Below are 17,553 nucleotides of genomic sequence, written 5' to 3' on the forward strand. Positions count from 1 at the left end.
TGAACGGTGCTACAGCGGCGCTCAGACCGGCGAAGCAGGCGCCGGCGCGTTGCCGGGTTTCACTTCGGCGGTCGTGCCGCCACCCGACGAATCGCCGCCGACAGCCGGCGAGCTCTTCGGCGAGCGCGGCGGGCGCCCTTCCATGATGTCGTTGATCTGATCGGCGTCGATCGTTTCCCACTCCATCAGCGCGGCCGTCATCGCCTCGACCTTGTCGCGGTTCTCTTCGAGCAGGCGGCGCGCAAGGCCGTACTGTTCGTCGAGCACGCGGCGGATTTCGCCGTCGACCTTCTGCTGCGTCGCTTCCGAGATCGTGCGCGTGAAGCCGCGGCCGAACGGGCCGTTGTCGCTCTCGTCATCGACGTAGACCATCGGTCCGAGTGCGTCGGTCATGCCGAAACGGGCCACCATCGCGCGCGCCGTCTGCGTCGCCTTGTTGAAGTCGTCCGACGCGCCGGTGCTGATCAGGTTCAGGAACAGCTCCTCGGCCACGCGGCCGCCGAACAGGATCGCCAGGCGGTCGAGCAGGTAGTCCTTCGAGTACGTCTCGTTGTCATGCTCCGGCAGCTGCCACGTGACACCCAGCGCGCGACCGCGCGGGATGATCGTGACCTTGTGCACCGGGTCGGCCTTCGGCAACAGCTTCGCGATCACCGCGTGGCCCGACTCGTGGTAAGCCGTCGCGCGCTTCGCCTCTTCGCGAATCACGGCCGACTTGCGCTCCGGACCCATGAAGATCTTGTCCTTCGCGTCTTCGAAATCCTGCATCTCGACGATACGCTTGCCGCGGCGGGCGGCGAACAGCGCCGCTTCGTTCACGAGGTTCGCGAGATCGGCGCCCGAGAAGCCCGGCGTGCCGCGTGCGATGACCGCTGCGTCGACGTCGTTCGCGATCGGCACCTTGCGCAGGTGCACGCGCATGATCTGCTCGCGGCCGCGGATATCCGGCAGGCCGACATACACCTGGCGGTCGAAACGGCCCGGACGCAGCAGCGCCTTGTCGAGCACGTCCGAACGGTTGGTTGCAGCGATCACGATCACGCCCGAATTCGCCTCGAAGCCGTCCATCTCGACCAGCATCTGGTTCAGCGTCTGCTCGCGCTCGTCGTTGCCGCCGCCCATGCCGGCGCCGCGATGACGACCGACCGCGTCGATTTCGTCGATGAACACGATGCACGGCGCGTGCTTCTTCGCCTGCTCGAACATGTCGCGCACACGGGCCGCGCCGACGCCGACGAACATTTCGACGAAGTCCGAACCCGAGATGCTGAAGAACGGCACCTTCGCTTCACCGGCGATCGCGCGGGCGAGCAGCGTCTTGCCGGTACCCGGAGGGCCGACGAGCAGCACGCCGCGCGGAATCCGGCCGCCCAGCTTCTGGAATTTCTGCGGATCACGCAGGAAGTCGACGAGCTCGGACACTTCTTCCTTCGCTTCGTCGCAGCCCGCGACGTCGGAGAAGTTGACCGCGTTGTTGTTCTCGTCGATCAGCCGCGCGCGCGATTTCCCGAACGAGAATGCGCCGCCTTTGCCGCCCCCCTGCATCTGCCTCATCATGTAGAACCAGAACACGATGATCAGGATCGTCGGCCCGAGGTAGTACAGCGCGGACATCAGCGCGTTCGGCTCGTCATCGGCCTTGCCGCTGACCTGCACGCCGTACTTCATCAGATCGCCGACCATCCAGATGTCGCCGGGCGACACGATCTGGTATTTCTGGCCATCAGCCGGAGTGACGGTGAGGTTGCGCCCCTGAACGATGACGTTCTTGACCTTGCCGCTCTTGGCGTCGTCCATGAACTGCGAATAGGACACACCTTCCTGAACGCGGGGCTTGTCGAACTGCTTGAACACCGTAAACAGCACCAGTGCGATCACCAGCCACACTGCTGCCTTCGAAAACATATTGTTGTTCAAAGCACCACTCCTTCACTCGTAGACGAGCGCCTACATTTTCCTTGCAGCGCTCCTCGGTCATTCTAATCCAGTCCGACCACCCTCGCCATAAGCATTGACAACCGCCGCGATAGCGATTCGCTTGCCTGGCAAGGGCCGGAGCCCGTTTGCGGCATCCTGCTCCGCGTTACCGCGGATGCTTCAGCTGCCGACCCAAAATGAACGTTTCGGACGATTTGTCGCGCGACGCCTTCGGCTTGCGCGGCGCGACGATCTTAAACTGCTGTTTGAACTTTTCGACGATCTGGCTGTACCCGCTGCCGTGGAAACACTTCACGAGCAGCGCACCCTCGGGCCTCAGATGATTCTGGGCGAATTCGAGCGCCAGATCGCACAGATGCTCGATGCGCGCCGCATCCGCCGAAGCCACGCCGGAGAGGTTGGGGGCCATGTCGGAAATAACAAGGTCCACCGAGCGCCCTTCGAGCACTTCTTCGAGCTGGTGAAGGACGGTGTCCTCGCGGAAGTCGCCCTGGAGGAAGTGGACGTCGGCGATCGGCTCCATCGGCAGGATGTCGAGTGCAACGATCGTGCCGTCGATGCCGCCTTCGCGCTCCGCGTCGCGCTTCTTGCCTTGCGCGAGCTTGTTGCGGGCATACTGGCTCCAGCTGCCCGGCGTCGCGCCGAGGTCGACGATCACCTGACCCGGACGGATCAGCTTGTCCTGCTCGTCGATTTCCTTCAGCTTGTACGCGGCACGCGCGCGATAGCCCTCCCGCTGCGCCATTTTGACGTACGGGTCGTTGATGTGGTCGTGCAGCCAGTGCTGGTTAAAGCGGTTTTTTGCCATTCGAGAGAGAGATTGCTGCTATTTGCTTCGTGAAGCCGTGCTTTTGGCGGATAATACGCGTCTTCTTCGCGCGGCTGCGGCCCCTTTCGGGACCCAAGCCGCGATTTTACGTGGTTTCGGCGCGCGGCTGACGCGGTAACTTCCCGCGATTCGCTTCTGACGCAGCGCGCCCTTATTTAGATTTCGACATTTCCATGCCCGCCCTTTCGCTTTCCCCCGCCGAGCGCTCCGCGCTGCGCTCCCAGGCCCATGCGCTCAAGCCCGTCGTGCTGATCGGCGCCGAAGGGCTCACCGACGCCGTGCTCAAGGAAATCAAGGTGCACCTCGCCGCGCACCAACTGATCAAGATCCGTGTGTTCGGCGACGAACGCGACGAGCGCGTCGCCATTTACGACGAGATCTGCGACCGCCTGAGCGCGGCGCCGATCCAGCACATCGGCAAGCTGCTGGTGATCTGGAAGCCCGAGGCAGCCGTTGCGGCCCCGGCCCGCGGCCGCCGTGCCGGCGCGTTGCCGAGCGCGGCCGAAGCCGCCGACGACAGGAAAGGCCGTGCACCGCGCACCGTCAAGGTCATCAAGGTGTCGCCGAACGCGAGCCCCGTGCGCCGCCCGAAGCCGACCAAGGTCGTCGTGCGCGGCAACGAGCGCGTGACGGCAGGCGGCACCGTGAAACGTGCGAAAAAGCGTCAGGCCAGCACGAAGCGGCCGCACCAGGGCAAGTAATCCTGCCGCGCGGCACGGGGCATCCCGTGCCGCCCCGCCCGTGCGGCGCACCGGCCGCGCAGGCGTTTCTGGCCGTTCAGGCGTCTTGCGCCGGCAGACGCCAGATCAGCATCAGCCCCAGCACGCTCTCGACGAGGTAGAACAGGCTCGAGACACCGTGCAGCATCCCGAAGCGGCTCGCATACGGCGAGTTCGCGATATCGGTGCCCGCCTCCATCGCGGCCACCCGCAGCGCGTTCATGAACGGCTGCAGCGCAAAATACCCGACCAGCACACAGGCGATCATCGCCGCGACGATCCAGCGCACGCGCCGGTAATCGCCGCTGCCGCGCCGCACCTGCTGGTTCGACAGCGCAAGCAGCAGCACGCCGCAGACGACACCGAGGATCGCCTCGATGCGGAACAGCTGGGCGGCGACCGAACCGGCCGTCATCCGCTCCAGCGTCTTGAACAGCACGGGCGCGACCGCATACCCGATCGTCAGCAGGCTGCCGACCCACACGGCCGACAGCAGACGGAACACGCGATGCGGCATCACGTCGCTCCGCTTCAGATGTAGCTGACCGAAATGATCTCGTATTCGCGCACGCCGCTCGGTGCCTGCACGGCCGCGACGTCGCCTTCGGACTTGCCGATCAGCGCGCGTGCGATCGGCGAGCTGACCGAGATCAGGCCGTGATCGATATCGGCTTCGTCGTCGCCGACGATCTGGTACTTGACGGTGTCGCCCGACTCGAGATCCTCGAGTTCGACCGTCGCGGCAAACACCACGCGGCCATCGGCGTCGAGCACGGTCGGGTCGATGATTTGCGCGGCGGACAGCTTCGATTCGAGTTCCGCGATGCGACCCTCGATGAAGCCCTGCTTTTCCTTCGCGGCATCGTATTCGGCGTTTTCGGACAGATCGCCCTGTGCGCGGGCCTCCGCGATCGCGTTGATCACGGCCGGCCGCTCGACGGACTTGAGGCGCTGCAACTCATCGCGCAGTTGCCCTGCGCCACGCTTTGTCAACGGAATGGTGCTCATAAACGGCTCAATCGCAAAAAAACGGCTTTAAAAAAAATCACCGCGATTAAGCGCGTTTCCGGCGAACCGGAAACACCGCTTAACCGCGGCACGTGTTGCTTCAGCAGGTAACTGACTGCTTAGTTTAGGCGAGCGTGAAGACCTTGTAAATCATAGACTTCCAGATCCTTCAGGTAGCGCAAGCCTTCGACGGCCGCGCGCGCGCCCGACATCGTCGTGTAGTACGTGACCTTGTGCGCCTGCGCGCTCATGCGGATCGAACGCGAATCGGCGATCGCCTGGCGCGTCTCGTCGACCGTCGTGAACACGAGTGCGATCTCGCCGTTCTTGATCATGTCGACGATGTGCGGACGGCCGTCCTTCACCTTGTTGACGACCTTCACCGGCACGCCGGCCGCTTCGATCGCGGCAGCCGTGCCCTTGGTCGCGACGATCGGATAGCCGAGGTCGTGCAGCATGCGCGCGACTTCGACGGCCTTCGGTTTATCCGCGTCCATCACGGTCAGCAGCACCGTGCCCGACTCCGGCAGGCGCGAACCGGCCGCGAGCTGCGACTTGAACAGCGCTTCGCCGAACGTCTGGCCGACGCCCATCACTTCGCCGGTCGAACGCATTTCAGGCCCGAGGACCGGATCGACGGTCGGGAACTTGACGAACGGGAACACCGCTTCCTTCACGCTGAAGTACGGCGGTTCGACTTCCTTCGTCACGCCCTGCTGCGCGAGCTTCTGGCCGACCATCGCGCGCGCCGCGATCTTCGCGAGCGGCAGGCTGGTCGCCTTCGACACGTACGGCACCGTGCGCGATGCGCGCGGGTTCACTTCGAGCACGTAGATGATGTCCTGCTTCGACCCGTCCGCCGAATTTGCGTCGGCAGGCACCTGCTGGATCGCGAACTGCACGTTCATCAGGCCGACCACGTTCAGCGCCTTCGCCATCGCGCCCGTCTGGCGCTTCAGCTCGGCCACGGTTTCCTTCGACAGCGAGTACGGCGGCAGCGAGCATGCCGAGTCGCCCGAGTGGACGCCTGCCTGCTCGATGTGCTCCATCACGCCGCCGATGAACACCGCTTCGCCGTCGCAGATGCAGTCGACGTCGCATTCGATCGCGTCGTTCAGGAAGCGGTCGAGCAGCACCGGCGAATCGTTCGACACCTTCACGGCCTCGCGCATGTAGCGCTCGAGGTCGCGCGGCTCGTGGACGATTTCCATCGCGCGGCCACCCAGCACGTACGACGGGCGCACGACGAGCGGGTAGCCGATTTCGGCCGCCAGCGCGAGCGCTTCTTCTTCGGCGCGCGCGGTGCGGTTCGGCGGCTGGCGCAGGCCGAGGTCCTGCAGCAGCTTCTGGAAGCGTTCGCGGTCTTCGGCCGCGTCGATCATGTCCGGCGACGTGCCGACGATCGGCACACCGTGCGCCTCGAGGTCGAGCGCGAGCTTCAGCGGCGTCTGGCCGCCGTACTGGACGATCACGCCGACCGGCTTTTCCTTGTCGACGATCTCCAGGACGTCTTCCAGCGTCAGCGGCTCGAAGTACAGGCGGTCGGACGTGTCATAGTCGGTCGACACCGTTTCCGGGTTGCAGTTGACCATGATCGTTTCGTAGCCGTCCTCGCGCATCGCGAGGGCCGCGTGCACGCAGCAGTAGTCGAACTCGATGCCCTGGCCGATCCGGTTCGGGCCGCCGCCCAGCACCATGATCTTCTTGTTGGTGGTCGGCTGCGCCTCGCACTCTTCCTCGTAGGTCGAGTACATGTAGGCCGTCTTGGTCGCGAACTCGGCCGCGCAGGTGTCGACGCGCTTGTAGACCGGGCGCACGTTCAGCTCGACGCGACGCTTGCGGACGTCTTCCGGCGTCGCGCCGAGCAGCTTTGCCAGGCGACGGTCGGAGAAGCCGCTCTGCTTCAGGTAGCGCAACTCGTCGAACGTCAGCGACGCGAGCGTGCGGCCCGACAGCGCCTTTTCCTTCAGGATGATCTGCTCGATCTGCGCGAGGAACCACGGGTCGATTGCGGTTTCCGCGAAGATCTCCTCGGCCGTCATGCCGATACGGAACGCATCGCCGACGTACCAGATGCGATCCGGACCCGGCTCGTGGATCTCGATCGCGATTTCGTCGCGGTCAGTCGACTTCTCGTCGAGACCGTCGACCCCGACTTCGAGGCCGCGCAGCGCCTTCTGGAACGATTCCTGGAACGTGCGGCCGATCGCCATCACTTCACCGACCGACTTCATCTGCGTGGTCAGGCGCGAATCGGCCTCGCGGAACTTCTCGAACGCGAAACGCGGGATCTTCGTGACGACGTAGTCGATCGTCGGCTCGAACGAGGCCGGCGTCTGGCCGCCGGTGATTTCGTTCTTCAGCTCGTCGAGCGTGTAGCCGACCGCCAGCTTCGCGGCGACCTTCGCGATCGGGAAACCCGTTGCCTTCGACGCGAGCGCCGACGAACGCGACACGCGCGGGTTCATTTCGATGACGACCATGCGGCCGTCCTTCGGGTTGATCGAGAACTGCACGTTCGAGCCGCCCGTGTCGACGCCGATCTCGCGCAGCACCGCGAGCGATGCGTTACGCAGGATCTGGTATTCCTTGTCGGTGAGCGTCTGCGCCGGCGCGACCGTGATCGAGTCGCCGGTGTGCACGCCCATCGGGTCGAGGTTTTCGATCGAGCACACGATGATGCAGTTGTCGGCGCGGTCGCGCACGACTTCCATCTCGTATTCCTTCCAGCCGAGCAGCGACTCTTCGATCAGCAGCTCGCGCGTCGGCGAGAGATCCAGGCCGCGCTTGCAGATCTCTTCGAACTCTTCGCGGTTGTACGCGATGCCGCCGCCCGAGCCGCCGAGCGTGAACGACGGACGGATCACGACCGGGTAGCCGCTGCCGCCGGTGAGCGCCATGATCTCGGCGTGCACCTGGGTCGCTTCTTCCATCGAGTGCGCGACGCCCGACTTCGCGGAACCGAGACCGATCTTGGTCATCGCGTCCTTGAACTTCTGGCGGTCTTCCGCCTTGTCGATCGCTTCCGGCGACGCGCCGATCAGCTCGACGCCGAACTTCTCGAGCACGCCGTGGTGGTGCAGGTCGAGCGCGCAGTTCAGCGCGGTCTGGCCGCCCATCGTCGGCAGGATCGCGTCCGGGCGCTCCTTCTCGATGATGCGTGCGACGACTTCCCACGTGATCGGCTCGATATACGTGACGTCGGCCGTGTTCGGGTCGGTCATGATCGTCGCCGGGTTGCTGTTCACGAGGACGACCTTGTAGCCCTCTTCACGCAGCGCCTTGCAAGCCTGCGCGCCCGAATAGTCGAACTCGCAAGCCTGGCCGATGATGATCGGGCCGGCGCCGATGATGAGGATGCTTTTGATGTCTGTGCGTTTTGGCATGGCTTGTGAATTCAGTAAGTAATCTTTGTCGTGGCGTGGTCGTGGTCGGCCGGCTGCGCTCAGCTCATGGTGGCGAGCGCCAGCTTCACCGAGAAACCGATGAACAGGCCGCCCACGCTGCTCGCCGCACCCGCCGCGAGCTTGCGGCGGCGACGGAAATGCTCGGCGAGCCGCGCACCCGCGAAGATCAGCGTGCTCAGGTACAGGAAGCTCGCGCATTGCGCGATCGCCCCGAGCACGACGAACGACAGCGCGGGATGCGGGAATGCCGGGTCGACGAACTGGATGAAGAACGAGATGAAGAACAGGATCGCCTTCGGATTCAGGAGGCTCACGACGAGCGCCTTGCGGAACGGCTGCTCGAAAGACCGCTCGCCGTCGACCGCCTGCGGTGCATCGACCGGCGCATCGGCGCGCGCCCGCAGCTTTTGCCACGCGCTGCGCAGCATCCCGGTGCCGATGTACAGCAAGTACGCCGCACCGCCGTACTTGACGACGGAGAACAGCAGCGGATTCGCCTTCAGCAGCGACGCGACGCCCGCGGCGGACAGCACCATCAGCACCGTATCGCCGACGAACACGCCGCAGGCCGCGCGATAGCCGGCCTTCACGCCGCGCTGCGCCGCGAGCGACAGCACGTACATCGAGTTCGGCCCCGGCAGCAGGATGATGAAGATCACGCCGAACACGTAGGTCCAGATATCCGTGATGCCGAGTGCGTGGCCGAACATGATGCGAATCTCCCGTTCTTCGGTTACGTCGGTTGCGTCAGGCGTTGCGCTGCTGCGCCGCGTCCATCAGTGCGGTGAAACGGTCGAACAGATAGCCGATGTCGTGCGGGCCGGGCGACGCTTCCGGGTGGCCCTGGAAGCAGAATGCCGGCTTGTCGGTCAGCTCGAAGCCCTGCAGCGTGCCGTCGAACAGCGACACGTGCGTCACGCGCGCGTTGGCCGGTAGCGAATCCGCGTCGACCGCGAAGCCGTGGTTCTGCGACGTGATCACCACGCGGCCGTCGCCGAGATCCTTCACCGGATGGTTCGCGCCGTGGTGGCCCGTCTTCATCTTCAGCGTCTTCGCGCCGACCGCGAGGCCCATGATCTGGTGGCCGAGACAGATGCCGAAGGTCGGCACGCCGCGCTCGATGAATTCCTTGGTCGCCGCGATCGCGTAGTCGCACGGTTCCGGGTCGCCAGGGCCGTTCGACAGGAAGATGCCGTCCGGATTCAGCGCGAGCGCGTCGGCCGCGCTCGCCTCGGCCGGCAGCACCGTCACGTGGCAGCCGCGCTCCGCGAGCATGCGCAGGATGTTGTACTTGACGCCGAAGTCATACGCGACGACGCGGTACTTCGGGGCTTCCTGCATCCCGTAGCCGCCTTCGAGGCGCCATTCGGTCTGCTTCCACTCGAACGGCTTCGTGGTCGACACGACCTTCGCGAGATCCATGCCCGCGAGGCCCGCGAACGAGCGCGCGAGCTCGATCGCCTTCGCCTCGTCGTCCGAGCCGGCCAGGATGCAGCCGCTCTGCGCACCCTTGTCGCGCAGGATGCGGGTCAGCTTGCGGGTGTCGATGCCGGCGATCGCGACGACGCCTTCGTCGCGCAGGTAATCGCCGAGCGTGCGGTCCATGCGGAAATTCGATGCGAGCGTCGGCAGATCACGGATGATCAGGCCGGCGGCATGGACTTTCGTGGCTTCGACGTCTTCGGCGTTGACGCCGTAGTTGCCGATATGCGGGTAGGTGAGCGTGACGATCTGACGCGCGTAGCTCGGATCAGTCAGGATTTCCTGATAGCCGGTAATCGCGGTGTTGAACACGACTTCACCGATCGTGTGGCCTGCGGCCCCGATCGAATAACCACGAAAGACCGTGCCGTCGGCGAGTGCAAGCAAGGCGGGAGAAAAAGACGGCAACACGGGAGGCTCCTTGGGGAACACCCTGCTGCCGACCTGTTTACCCTGCCGCGCAAGCGCCGCGCTGCGTAGGCGCGCGGAGTCGCTAGCTGGACGCGACCTGCGTTGTCGGCGCGCGAACCCGGCGCGTGGCGCACGAGGCTTCGCGGCATCGCCCGACAGGCGGCGTGCGGCGGATGAACGGGATGAGTGAGGTAGGCGCTAGGGTGCGAGGTTGATCAGCACAAACTTTCAAATTATAGCTCGAAAATGCCCTTATCTTCAATCGATATGGCGATATGGCGGCTCGATCGCGCATGCGGCGCGCGCGACGCCGCGGCAATCGCCCGCGGCATGCGCTGCTGCGGACCCGTTTCCGCGGCCGCCCCAACTGTCAGCGTACCGCCGGATCGGGATGCGTGCCAGCGCCGCGCGCGGGCCACACGTACCAGACCGCGCTCGCGAGCTGGAGCGCGAGCAGCACGCTCCACGCGCTCACGTGCGCGGCGGCCGGATAATGGCCATCGACGGCCGGCCAGTGCGACAGCACCGCGCCGATGCCGATCTGGAACGCAAAGATCAGCACGAAGATCACGAGCGTGAGCGTCGTGTTCGCGCGGCCGATCAGATGCGCCGGAAAGTGGCCGGCCAGCACCGCATAGGTGAGGATCCCGACACCGCCGAACATCCCGTAGGCCGCCCACAGCACGGCCGGCGGCAGCGGCACGCGCGCGACGATCGCGGCTTGCGTGGCGACGAACAGCGCCATGCCGACACCGCAAAACGCCTGGACGGACACGCCGCACCGCTCGAGCACCCGCGCCGCCGCACCGAAGCCGACGCAGCCGGCCATCATCGCGAAGCCGAGCACCGACACGAGCCGAGCCGCGTGCTGCGCATCGAACCCCGCGACATCGCGCAAGTACGGCCCGACCCACAGCGACTGCATCGCATAGAACACGCCCTGCGTGACGATCGAGAACGACGAGACCTTCCAGAACGCGCGGCTGCCCAGGATGTGCCACGTGCCCTTGAACTGGCTGACGAGCCCGCCCTGGTGGCGCGGCCGTTCGGCCTCGGGCGCGCCGAAGCCGATCGCGGCCGCGACGATGATCGTCAGCACCGCGAGGCCGCCGCAGATCACGCGCCAGCTCGTCAGGCCGAGCAGCCAGGTCAGCGGCGAGCCGACCGCGACGCCGCCGAGGCCGCCGACCGCCATCACGAGGCCGTTGACGAGCGGCAGCCGGCCAACCGGAAAATGCTGCGCGAGCGCCTTGAACGCCGCGCCGAGGCATACCGACACGCCGACGCCGATCAGGAGCCGGCCGACCATCATCGTGCCGAGATCGTGCGCGACGCCGAATACCGCGGCACCGGCCGCCGCGAACAGCAGCATCCCCGCCGTCACGCGGCGCGGGCCGAAATGGTCGAGCAGCACGCCGGCCGGAATCTGCGCGCCGGCGAAGCCGAGGAAGTAGAGACTGGTAAGCAGGCCGAGATCGGCGGCCGACAGCCCGAGTTCGTGCGTGACGAACGGCGCGAAGCCGAGATTGACGCCGCGGAACACATACGACACGAAATACCCGATCGCAAACAGCGCGAGCACCCTCACCTGCACCGCCGACATCGCTGCCTCCTCGTTATCCCGGGCTCCGCCACGCAGCGGCCCCGCTGCCGCGCACAAATAAAAACGCCGTCACCTCGGTGACGGCGTGGCTTCGCGTTTCATCGGATGATGACGCAATCGCGCGGCCCGGCCGGACCGACTCGCTGCGATCGCGATCGCGTTACTTCTTCTTGCCCTTGTGGGCAGCGGCCTTCGGTGCAGCCTTGGCCGGCGCCGCCTTCGCGGGCGCGGCCTTCGCCGCGCGGGCCGCCGGCTTCGCGGCGCCATGCTTCCCATGCGACTTGCCGCCGACCGACAGGCTGGCGCGCTCGATGTGCGCGCCGCCCACCGACGTCGCGATCCGCTCCGGACCCGGCTCGGCCGGCACCGCGCGGCCGACCGGCACGTGCAGCACGATTGCCTGACCCGGCATCACCATCTCGCGGCGCGTGCGGTTCCATGCCTTCAACTGGCCGACCGACACGCCGTAACGACCGGCGAGTGCCGCCATCGACTGCTTGCGGCGCACGCGGATCAGCATCTTGCGCGTGTCGGGCACGTCCGGCTCCATCGCGAGCACGCCGTTTTCCGCGACGTCCGCGCTGATGTCCTCGTCGTCGTCATCGCCGCGCGGCACGACGATCGTCGAACCCGGCTTCAGGCGCATGCCCGCCGGAATCTTGTTGACCGACATCAGCGTATCGGCGTCGACGCCGATCTTCTCGGCGATCGCGGCCGGGCGCGCGCGCTCGCTGACGGTGTAGGTCGTCCACGACGACAGCTGGCCGCTATACGCCTTCAGGTTCTTCTCGAACGCCGCCGCGTTGTCGAACGGCAGCAGGATCTGCGGCTCGGTCGCGCCGAGGATCACCGGCTTCGAGAACGACGGGTTCAACGAACGGAACTCGTCGAGCGACAGGTTCGCGAGCTTCGCGGCCACCGCCACGTCGATGTCGCGCGACGTCGTGACCGTCACGAAATACGGGTGGTTCGGGATGTCCGGCAGCGTGAGGCCGAACTGCTGCGGATTCGCGATGATGTTCTTCACCGCCTGCAGCTTCGGCACGTAGTTGCGGGTCTCGTTCGGCATCCGCAGGCTCTGGTAGTCGGTCGGCAGGCCGGCCGCCTGGTTGCGCGCGATCGCGCGCTGCACGTTGCCCTCGCCCCAGTTGTACGCGGCCAGCGCCAGATACCAGTCGCCGAACATGTCATGCAGGCGCGACAGGTAGTCGAGCGCGGCGCTCGTCGATGCAAGCACGTCGCGGCGCTCGTCCTGCCACATGTTGCGCTTCAGGTTGTACGTGCGGCCCGTGCCCGGCATGAACTGCCACATCCCGGCCGCCTTCGCGACCGACAGTGCCTGCGGGTTGTACGCGGATTCGATGAACGGCAGCAGCGCGAGCTCGGTCGGCATGTGGCGCGCCTCGAGTTCCTCGACGATGTGATACAGGTACTTCTGCGAGCGCTCGGTCATGCGCTGCACGTATTCGGGGCGCTGGGTGTACCAGGTCGTCTGCATGTCGACGAGGTCGCTCTGCAGGTCGGGCATCTGGAAACCGCGGCGGATGCGACCCCAGAGATCGGCGTCTGCAGTGGTCAGGTCACCGACGGATTGCTTGTCGACGTCGACAGTTTCTTTGGCGGTGGCTGATTTACGGAGGTAGTTGGACGTCGCCTGCGAATCGGCGGCGTTGTTGGCGACAGGTGTCTGGCTCGCGCAAGCGGCGAGCAGCAGGACCACCATCGCACTCAATATAAGTCGCATGAAAATCTCGGCTTCCGACGGCTGGAAATTGCTGGCGATACTACGGAAGTGCGTGCTTCACGTCAATAAAAACACCGAAAACTCAGCGAAATCCTACGTTTGGAGCAATTTTTACAGACACCACCTGAGGTTTGGAGTCCTCCGGAATGCGTCATCGGAAGCGGTTCTTCCACTCGCGCATCAGCGTGAATGCCGCCAGACGATCCGGCACCGTTTCGTGCAACTCGGCCTCGAGCGTCGCATGGATAGCCGCGCTGTCCGACCGCATGAACGGGTTGACGGCACGCTCGTGCGCGATCGTCGTGGGCAGCGTCGGCACGCCGCGCGCGCGCAGCGCCTGTGCGTCGTCGCGCCACGCGGCGAGCGCCGCATTGTCCGGCTCGCACGCGAGCGCGAAGCGGATGTTCGACAGCGTGTATTCGTGTGCGCAATGCACGCGGGTGTCGCCGGGCAGCGCCGCGAGCGCGTCGAGCGATTCAAGCATCTGCGCGGGCGTGCCTTCGAACAGGCGGCCGCAGCCGCACGAGAACAGCGTGTCGCCGCAGAACACGTGCGGGGCGGCGGCGCCCTGCCCGGCCGCTTGAAAATACGCGATGTGACCGCGCGTATGACCCGGCACGTCGAGCACGTCGAACGCGAGCGCCGGTGCGGCGAGCGTCAGCCGGTCGCCACCCGCGAGCGGGTGCGTGACCACGCCGATCGCCTCGGCCGCCGGGCCGTAAACGGTCAGCGGCACATTGTCCGGTTGGCCATCGCGCAGCGCGGCAACACCGCCGACGTGGTCGGCGTGATGGTGCGTGAGTAAAATAGCGGTCAACCGCCAACCGCGTTCGGCAAGAACACGGCGTACCGGCGCGGCTTCACCCGGATCGACGGCGATTGCATCGCGGCCGTCCGAGACGAGCCAGATGTAGTTGTCTTCGAATGCCGGTACCGGCACGTATTCCAGCTCGTTCATGGGCGCGCAATCATCGTTATGTCCGATCGACAAATTATAGACTGGCCCGCCTGGACCGACTCGCCGCCCGGCCGCTACGTGCTGGGCTGGGAGCAGGCGCAGCTCGACCGGATCGTGTCCGACGTGTTCGGGTTTCACGCGCTGCAGCTCGGCCTGCCGCAGCTCGATGCGCTGCGCGAGAACCGCATGCCGTATCGCGGCCTCGTGCTCGATCCGGCGAGCGGTGCGAGTGCGCCCTATCAGTACCCGTGGGCGCGCGCGGCGCACGCGCCCGAACCGGCGCCGGCCGAGCGCAGCACGACCTGGTGCGACCTGCTCGACCTGCCGTTCGAGTCGCAGAGCGTCGACCTGATCGTGATGCCGCACACGCTCGAATTCACGTCCGACCCTCACCGCCTGCTGCGCGAGGCCGAACGCGTGCTGATGCCGGAAGGCCAGCTCGTGATCACCGGCTTCAATTCGCTGAGCCTGTGGGGAATGCGGCAATCGTTCGGGCGCATGGCGAACCGTCCGTTCGTCCCGGCCGCGCGCGACCAGATCGCGTTCATCCGGTTGAAGGACTGGATCAAGCTGCTCGGCTTCGATCTCGAGCGCGGCCGCTTCGGCTGCTACCGGCCGCCGCTCGTCACCGACAAATGGCTTGCCCGCTACGGCTTCATGGAAGCCGCCGGCGACCGCTGGTGGCCGATCTTCGGCGCCGTCTACATGGTCACGGCCGTCAAGCGCGTGCGCGGCATGCGCCTCGTCGGCCAGATCAAGATGAAGAAGCCCGTGCTCGCGCCGGGCCTGACGCCCGCGGCCACCCCGACCACCCATCAAGAACACTCATGACCACCGATACCATCGACATCTATACCGACGGCGCCTGCAAGGGCAATCCCGGCCCCGGCGGCTGGGGCGCACTGCTGCGCTACGGCGACCGCGAAAAGGAGCTGTTCGGCGGCGAGCCGAACACGACCAACAACCGCATGGAGCTGATGGGCGTGATCGCCGCGCTCGAGGTGCTGAAGCGGCCGTGCCGCGTGATCGTCCATACCGACTCGCAATACGTGCAGAAAGGCATCAGCGAGTGGATCCACGGCTGGAAGAAGAAAGGCTGGGTCACCGCGGCGAAAACCCCGGTGAAGAACGCCGACCTGTGGAAGCGGCTCGATGCGCTCGTCGCGCAGCACGAAATCGAGTGGCGCTGGGTGAAGGGTCACGCCGGCCATCCCGAAAACGAACGCGCCGACGCGCTCGCGAATCGCGGCGTCGAATCGCTCGCGGCCTGAACGCAGGCCGCCCCACTGTCTTTCCCGATTTATCCGACATGCGCCAGATCATTCTCGATACCGAAACCACCGGCCTGAATCCCCGCACGGGCGACCGCCTGATCGAAATCGGCTGCGTCGAGCTGCTGAACCGGCGGCTCACCGGCAACAACCTGCACCTCTACGTGAACCCCGAGCGCGACAGCGATCCGGGCGCACTGGCGGTGCACGGCCTCACGACCGAGTTCCTGAGCGACAAGCCGAAGTTCGCGGAAGTCGCCGACCAGATCCGCGACTTCGTGAAGGACGCCGAGCTGATCATCCACAACGCGCCGTTCGACCTCGGGTTCCTCGACGCGGAATTCGCGCGGCTCGACCTGCCGCCATTCATCGAGCATTGCGGCGGCGTGATCGACACGCTCGTGCAGGCCAAGCAGATGTTCCCCGGCAAGCGCAATTCGCTCGACGCGCTGTGCGACCGGTTCGGCATCAGCAACGCGCACCGCACGCTGCACGGCGCACTGCTCGACTCGGAGCTGCTCGCCGAGGTCTATCTCGCGATGACGCGCGGCCAGGATAGCCTGGTGATCGACATGCTCGACGACGCCGGCGCCGACGGCGGCGCGGCGAACGGCCAGCGCGTGTCGCTCGCGACGCTCGACCTGCCGGTCGTCGCGGCAAGCGACGACGAACTCGCCGCGCACCAGACCCAGCTCGACGAGCTCGACAAGTCGGTCAAGGGCTCCTGCGTGTGGCGCACGTCCGCCGGCGCGGACACCGCCGCAGCCGCCTGACGCGGCATCGCGGCGCAAGCCGGGCCCGCAGCCGCGCTCACGCGCGCGGCTGCAGCGCGATCACGGCCATCCCGCCGAGCGCGAGCACCGCGCCCGCCGCGTCCCAGCGGGTCAGCGCGACGCCGTCGACCACCCGCAGCCAGATCAGCGCGACCGCAATATACACGCCGCCGTACGCGGCGTACGTGCGCCCCGCCGCACTCGGATGCAGCGTCAGCAGCCACGCGAACAGCGCGAGCGACAGCGCGGCCGGCACCAGCAGCCACGCGGGCCGCCCGCCCTTCAGCACGAGCCACGGCAGATAGCAGCCGACGATTTCGGCCAGCGCGGTGACGGCAAACAGCGCCGCAATCCTGATCAGTTCGGTCATCCGGTTCCTCGCAGATTCGGCCCCCGGCGCGGAGGCGGCGCGACCCCGCCGCGCGCCGCCGATCATACCGGAGCCGGCCCCGCCGGAACCGCCGCCAGACGGGGGATTCCGGGCAATTTGCACGATCGTCTGTCATCGTGCTATCATGTCGCCTGTTTCAACATTCAATCTCTGTCTATTCGATTTCGAAAGAAGTCCGTCCGCGTGTTGCGGGCCGGTGCTTCGGCCGAAATTGCATCCACAGGAAAGCCCGCCCGACAGGCCCGCTTTTCTCGTTTCGTTGCCTCTCCGGGGCGCTTGCCGGAACGTCGGACCCCGTCCGCACCGGCATCTGCCGCTCGCATCACGCGGCCCATTCTTCATGAGCGCACCGTCGCGACGGCCCATCGGGCCCGCGTCGAAGCAGTCCCTTGGCTCCTTACCGCCCCATGTGCAGTAAGCGCTTAAAGGCTTGCCCCGACGCGCAGCACGCGACATCGCGCTCGCCGGCAAACCGTGTCGGACGGCCCGCCCGTTCCGGCGCAGTCAAAGGAGTGCATGACCTTGACCGCAACACACGTCAGCCCGACCGCTGCTTCTTCCTCCACGTCGTCCGGCGAGGCCCCGCTTGCCGCGGACGACATTACCGTCGTCGACCAGGGCCTGCTCAAGCGTGCCGTCAGCGCGATGGCCATCGGCAATGCGATGGAATGGTTCGACTTCGGCGTCTACAGCTATATCGCCGTCACGCTCGGCAAGGTGTTCTTCCCGTCCAGCAGCCCGTCCGCGCAGCTGCTCGCGACCTTCGGCACGTTCGCGGCCGCGTTCCTCGTGCGCCCGCTCGGCGGCATGGTGTTCGGCCCGCTCGGCGACCGCATCGGCCGCCAGCGCGTGCTCGCCGCCACGATGATCATGATGGCCGTCGGCACCTTCGCGATCGGCCTGATCCCCAGCTACGCGTCGATCGGCATCCTGGCGCCCGTGCTGCTGCTCGTCGCCCGCCTCGTGCAGGGCTTCTCGACCGGCGGCGAATACGGCGGCGCCGCCACCTTCATCGCCGA

16 protein-coding genes are annotated in these 17,553 nt (G+C 66.2%); 5 read left to right on the plus strand and 11 right to left on the minus strand.

Going from position 1 to position 17,553, the window contains the following annotated elements:
- Positions 1-21 precede the first annotated feature (21 nt).
- Together ftsH and ACTJKF_RS23190 are read right to left on the minus strand one after the other, a co-directional pair.
- Entirely contained in the window at positions 22-1,917 is a 1,896-nt protein-coding gene (gene ftsH, locus ACTJKF_RS23185) for an ATP-dependent zinc metalloprotease FtsH (protein WP_440626470.1), read from the minus strand.
- A 166-nt stretch (positions 1,918-2,083) separates the two neighbouring features.
- Positions 2,084-2,746 (minus strand): RlmE family RNA methyltransferase, encoded by a 663-nt coding sequence (locus ACTJKF_RS23190; RefSeq protein ID WP_440626471.1) that lies wholly within the window; start codon positions 2,744-2,746, stop codon positions 2,084-2,086.
- Positions 2,747-2,940: 194 nt separating this feature from the next.
- On the opposite strand from ACTJKF_RS23190, the gene ACTJKF_RS23195 reads away from it, so the two are divergent.
- The gene (locus ACTJKF_RS23195) at positions 2,941-3,468 is read left to right on the plus strand and encodes a YhbY family RNA-binding protein (protein ID WP_440626473.1); all 528 of its coding nucleotides are present in this window, start codon (positions 2,941-2,943) and stop codon (positions 3,466-3,468) included.
- A gap of 76 nt (positions 3,469-3,544) precedes the next feature.
- Here ACTJKF_RS23195 and ACTJKF_RS23200 read toward each other — a convergent pair whose 3' ends face one another.
- The 8 genes from ACTJKF_RS23200 to gloB form a co-directional block, all read right to left on the minus strand.
- The gene (locus ACTJKF_RS23200) at positions 3,545-4,003 is read right to left on the minus strand and encodes a DUF4149 domain-containing protein (protein WP_440626475.1); all 459 of its coding nucleotides are present in this window, start codon (positions 4,001-4,003) and stop codon (positions 3,545-3,547) included.
- Between the two features lie 14 nt (positions 4,004-4,017).
- Complete coding sequence (greA, locus tag ACTJKF_RS23205) at positions 4,018-4,494, minus strand: transcription elongation factor GreA (protein ID WP_152855218.1); 477 nt, start codon at positions 4,492-4,494, stop codon at positions 4,018-4,020.
- A 119-nt stretch (positions 4,495-4,613) separates the two neighbouring features.
- Positions 4,614-7,880, minus strand: a complete 3,267-nt coding sequence (carB, locus tag ACTJKF_RS23210) for a carbamoyl-phosphate synthase large subunit (protein ID WP_440626477.1) — start codon at positions 7,878-7,880, stop codon at positions 4,614-4,616.
- A 59-nt stretch (positions 7,881-7,939) separates the two neighbouring features.
- Positions 7,940-8,611 carry a leucine efflux protein LeuE gene (gene leuE, locus ACTJKF_RS23215; RefSeq protein ID WP_440626479.1) on the minus strand — a complete coding sequence of 224 codons (672 nt, stop codon included), beginning with the start codon at positions 8,609-8,611 and terminating at the stop codon, positions 7,940-7,942.
- A 37-nt stretch (positions 8,612-8,648) separates the two neighbouring features.
- Positions 8,649-9,794: a glutamine-hydrolyzing carbamoyl-phosphate synthase small subunit gene (gene carA / locus ACTJKF_RS23220; RefSeq protein WP_440626480.1), complete on the minus strand. Its 1,146-nt coding sequence runs from the start codon at positions 9,792-9,794 to the stop codon at positions 8,649-8,651.
- A 370-nt stretch (positions 9,795-10,164) separates the two neighbouring features.
- Complete coding sequence (locus tag ACTJKF_RS23225) at positions 10,165-11,397, minus strand: MFS transporter (protein WP_440626482.1); 1,233 nt, start codon at positions 11,395-11,397, stop codon at positions 10,165-10,167.
- 160 nt (positions 11,398-11,557) lie between these two features.
- Entirely contained in the window at positions 11,558-13,141 is a 1,584-nt protein-coding gene (locus ACTJKF_RS23230; protein WP_440626483.1) for a transglycosylase SLT domain-containing protein, read from the minus strand.
- A gap of 151 nt (positions 13,142-13,292) precedes the next feature.
- Positions 13,293-14,099, minus strand: coding sequence for a hydroxyacylglutathione hydrolase (gene gloB / locus ACTJKF_RS23235; RefSeq protein ID WP_440626485.1), 807 nt, complete (start codon positions 14,097-14,099; stop codon positions 13,293-13,295).
- An 18-nt stretch (positions 14,100-14,117) separates the two neighbouring features.
- On the opposite strand from gloB, the gene ACTJKF_RS23240 reads away from it, so the two are divergent.
- Genes ACTJKF_RS23240 through dnaQ form a run of 3 tightly spaced genes read left to right on the plus strand, consistent with a single transcriptional unit; the run spans position 14,118 to position 16,143 of the window.
- Positions 14,118-14,930: a class I SAM-dependent methyltransferase gene (locus ACTJKF_RS23240; protein WP_440626487.1), complete on the plus strand. Its 813-nt coding sequence runs from the start codon at positions 14,118-14,120 to the stop codon at positions 14,928-14,930.
- Positions 14,927-15,370, plus strand: coding sequence for a ribonuclease HI (gene rnhA, locus ACTJKF_RS23245; protein ID WP_175687904.1), 444 nt, complete (start codon positions 14,927-14,929; stop codon positions 15,368-15,370). Before ACTJKF_RS23240 ends, rnhA begins: the two co-directional genes overlap by 4 nt.
- 38 nt (positions 15,371-15,408) lie before the next feature.
- Positions 15,409-16,143: a DNA polymerase III subunit epsilon gene (gene dnaQ, locus ACTJKF_RS23250; protein WP_440626489.1), complete on the plus strand. Its 735-nt coding sequence runs from the start codon at positions 15,409-15,411 to the stop codon at positions 16,141-16,143.
- A 37-nt stretch (positions 16,144-16,180) separates the two neighbouring features.
- On the opposite strand, the gene ACTJKF_RS23255 is transcribed toward dnaQ, so the two are convergent.
- Entirely contained in the window at positions 16,181-16,513 is a 333-nt protein-coding gene (locus tag ACTJKF_RS23255) for a YnfA family protein (RefSeq protein WP_440626491.1), read from the minus strand.
- Between the two features lie 537 nt (positions 16,514-17,050).
- Between ACTJKF_RS23255 and ACTJKF_RS23260 the strand changes: the two genes are divergently transcribed.
- The coding region (locus ACTJKF_RS23260; RefSeq protein WP_440626493.1) for an MFS transporter at positions 17,051-17,553 on the plus strand (503 nt) is incomplete at its 3' end.

The sequence above is a fragment of the Burkholderia sp. 22313 genome, from assembly GCF_052045245.1.
In the GTDB taxonomy this organism is placed as follows: Bacteria; Pseudomonadota; Gammaproteobacteria; order Burkholderiales; family Burkholderiaceae; genus Burkholderia.